Source organism: Micromonospora sp. NPDC023633, from assembly GCF_040640035.1.
Lineage (GTDB): Bacteria > Actinomycetota > Actinomycetes > Mycobacteriales > Micromonosporaceae > Micromonospora.
This window is the reverse complement of the sequence record NZ_JBFABB010000252.1, coordinates 1-3,340: the sequence shown is the minus strand read 5'-3', so window position 1 is coordinate 3,340 and position 3,340 is coordinate 1. Positions and strand designations below refer to the sequence as shown.

Here is a 3,340-nt window from a genome sequence, read left to right as displayed (position 1 = left end):
CCACGCCGTCCCTATCTCACGGGGCGCCCCCCGGCGGCGCGGGCGGCGCGCGCCCCGGCCGGGCCGGGACGCGCGCGACGGCTCAGCTCCCGGTCGGGCGGTGCGGACGCCGCCTCAGCGGTTCAGCATCCGGCGCACCCGGCCGCCGATCACCTGCTTGACGCGGGTCTGCAGGCGCTGCCCGCGCAGCGTCTCCGTCTCCTTGCGTAGTTCGGCGTTGCGGTCGCGCAGCCACTGGATCCGCTCCAGCAGCACGTCGGGGGAGGTCGCGGCGGCCGGGCGTACGGCGGGCGGGAAGGTGGTGGACCTGACCTGCGCGTCGAACCGGGCCGCGCTGTCGCCGTCGGCGAAGGCGTTGCCCAGGTCGTGCTTGGCGAGGAAGGCCAGCATCGTCTCGTAGCGCGACTTGTGCCCGTCGTTGAGCGCCGTGTAGTCCGCCTCCTCGTAGAGCTGGGCGGCGTCGATGTCGGCCGGCACGTCCCTCATCACCCGGTGCGGGATGTCGAAGTACCGGGCGAGTTCCAGGGTGCGCGAGTCGTGCGCGAAGAGGTAGCCGGGCGTGCCGGAGACCAGCGCGGTGATGGTGCCGTGGATCCGGGTGCCGAACGCGAACTCGAACCCGGAGAGGTAGTCCATCCAGGTCCAGGGGTCGACGAACATCCGCACCTTGTCCTCGGTGAACAGCGGGTGCGAGGTGTGGACCGGGATCTTGCTGGACTTGCCCCGTTCCGCGGGGGCGTCGCCGTAGAGCAGCGTGCCGAGCGTCTTGAGGTCCTGCGGCAGGTAGCGCAGGTTCGGGTACCGCTCCTGGTGCCGGGCGATGATCTCCGCCATCGACGTGACGTACGGCGAGACGGTGAGCGCGAGCCTGTCGTCCGGCTCCAGCGCCGCCTTCCTCTTCTCCACCCGCAGGCTGTCGCCGTGCAGGAACATCGACGGGCAGCCGATCACGTCGACGGCGGAGAAGCCCAGGGTGCGCAGGTAGTCCCGGGTGATCTCGCCCCGGACGCCGATGCTGTGCGAGCGGTCGAGGACGGCCCGCACGAACCGGGTCACGACGTCGTCGATCGGGCGGAGGTACTCCCGGTCGCCGTTGACGTCGGTCTGCACGCCGACCCCGAGCACCACCACCGGGATCTTCAGTTGTTCGATGAGTTTCGTCATGGCCTCGACGCGGTGGGCGTAGCTGCGTCGGAAGGCGTTGGCGAGCGGTACGACGTAGACGTCGTACTTCTCGTTGATCATGTCGGCTTCGCGCGGGTTGATCCTGAACTCGGTCGAGGTGATCTCGGCGGTGGCGGTGCGCAGGAGCTTGTGGGCGGCGTGGCTGAAGACGAGGTTGCCGTTGTTCTCGCCGATCCAGTTTCGTTCGTACGTCTCCTCCGGCGAGTAGACGTCGAATGGGCCCTTCTTCGCCCGCATCAGGATCCGCTGGTGCATTTGTCCCCGCCTCTCGTCACCTCCGGGTCCCGGAATACTAGCCACCGCCCGGGTGTGGACCGGACACGTGTCACCGCCGTCACAGGAAGGGACGGAGCGGTCACCGGGGACGGGAGGAACGGGCGCTCCCCGACGGGACAGAACGGGCACTCACGGACGGGACGGAACAGAGCCTCAGGTCCGGCGGGTAGGGTGCCCGGCGGGCGGCGTCGCGCGGCGGGCCGCCACGGGCGCCCTGCGGGGCGGCCGACGAAGGGGCCGAGGAGGAGACGTACGTGCTGGTGACCCTGCGGATCGTCGGGATGCCGGCATGACGGACGTCGCGACCGTCGCGTCGGCCACCCGGCCCGCGTCCTCGGCGAACCGCCTGCCGTCGCTGACCGGGCTGCGCTGGGTCGCCGCCCTGCTCGTCTTCGGCTTCCACGTCGCGACGATGGGCATCATCGTCGAGCCCGGCCACCGGGCCGTCGTGGACTGGGCCTTCGCCCTCGGCCTCTCCGGCGTGCAGTTCTTCTTCATCCTCAGCGGCTTCGTGCTGGTCTGGTCGGCGCGCCCCAGCGACACCCGTCGGGCGTTCTGGCGCCGCCGGGTGGCCAAGATCTGGCCCAGCCACGTCGTGCTGTGGGCCGCGGCCCTGGCGGTCGCGGCCTGGTTCGCCGACCCCGTGGACCCGGCCGTCGCGGTGGAGAACCTGTTCCTCCTCCAAGCCTGGGACCCCCGCCCGGGCCACTTCTACAGCATCAACACGGTCAGCTGGTCGCTGTCCTGCGAGTTCTTCTTCTACCTCTGCCTGCCGCTGGCGCTGCCCCTGATCCGCCGGGCCCGGCCGTGGGCGCTGTGGGCCGTCGTGGTCGCGGTGCCGCTGTTGATCCTGGCGCTCTGGCCGGCCCAGGCCCTGGTGCCGGAGGAGAGCCGCTGGTGGTTCACCCAGGTCTTTCCGCCCGTACGGTCGCTGGAGTTCTGGATGGGCGTGGCCGCCGCCGAGCTGATGCGGCGTGGCCGGTGGCGGGGGCCGGGCCTGCCGCTGGCCAGCCTGGTCTTCGTGGCGACCTGGGTGGTCGCCGCCCAGTGGGTCCGCGCCGAACTGTGGGCGGCGTTGCTCTCGGTGGCGTACATCCTCGTGATCGCCGCCGCGGCGGACGCGGACGTGCGCGGTCGGCGCTCGCCGTGGCGCTCCCGCCCGATGGTGTGGCTCGGCGAGGTCTCCTTCGCCTTCTACCTGGTGCACGTCCTGGTGATGATCACTGTCCTGCGGCTCACCGGCGACTGGGGCGTCGGCTTCCCCGGCTGGTGGGGGCTGGCGGTGGTGCTCGGTTTCCTGCTGGTCAACCTGGCCCTGGCCGGCCTGTTGCACCGCTTCGTCGAGACGCCGATGATGCGGCTGCTCACCCCGCGCAGGCCGGCCCGGGCGACGTCGCGGGGCGGCGACGAGGGCGGGGAGGCCCCCGGCGGCCCCGCGCCGCCGCCGGGGGAGCGGGGCAACGCCGTGCCGCGCCCCCGGCCCGCCGACCCGCAGCCCGACCGCCGGTCGGCGTACGTCGACTCGCGCTGACGGTCCCGGCGACCGGGGCGTCCACCGCCGTGCGGCGACCCGCGCCACCGGGTCGGGGCCGTCCGGCCTGTCCGGTGCGGCGCGGGCCGACACGCCCGGTGGCGGTGCGGGCCGGCGGATCCGGCGGTAGCGTGATCGCGTGGCTACCGTCGCACTCACCTGTCCCTTGTGGTGGGTGGCGCGGTGGGCCGCGCGACTGCTGACCGGCCTGGCGGTCGCGGTCGCGTTCACCGCCGGCGCCGGGGCGCTCCCCGCCGCGCCGTTCGGCGGGGTGTCCGAGGCGCTGGCAGCCCCCGCCCCACCCGGGCGCGCTCCCGGATCTCCACCGGGATGCCGGCGCGGGCCAGA

At 72.9% G+C, this 3,340-nt stretch carries 2 protein-coding genes and 1 pseudogene; 2 read left to right on the top strand and 1 reads right to left on the bottom strand.

Annotation, left to right across the window (positions count from 1 at the left end; genetic code table 11):
• Positions 1-114: 114 nt before the first annotated feature.
• Positions 115-1,440 (bottom strand): polysaccharide pyruvyl transferase family protein, encoded by a 1,326-nt coding sequence (locus AB0G13_RS34370; protein ID WP_357883784.1) that lies wholly within the window; start codon positions 1,438-1,440, stop codon positions 115-117.
• A gap of 310 nt (positions 1,441-1,750) precedes the next feature.
• On the opposite strand from AB0G13_RS34370, the gene AB0G13_RS34365 reads away from it, so the two are divergent.
• Together AB0G13_RS34365 and AB0G13_RS34360 are read left to right on the top strand one after the other, a co-directional pair.
• Positions 1,751-2,992, top strand: coding sequence for an acyltransferase (locus tag AB0G13_RS34365; protein WP_357883781.1), 1,242 nt, complete (start codon positions 1,751-1,753; stop codon positions 2,990-2,992).
• Positions 2,993-3,131: 139 nt separating this feature from the next.
• A pseudogene (locus AB0G13_RS34360) lies at positions 3,132-3,340 on the top strand (hypothetical protein); the annotation flags it as partial.

Excerpts from the sequence above, each read along its gene's own strand:
- AB0G13_RS34370 (WP_357883784.1), bottom strand. The coding sequence starts at position 1,440 with ATGCACCAGCGGATCCTGATGCGGGCGAAGAAGGGCCCATTCGACGTC.
- AB0G13_RS34365 (WP_357883781.1), top strand. The coding sequence starts at position 1,751 with ATGACGGACGTCGCGACCGTCGCGTCGGCCACCCGGCCCGCGTCCTCG.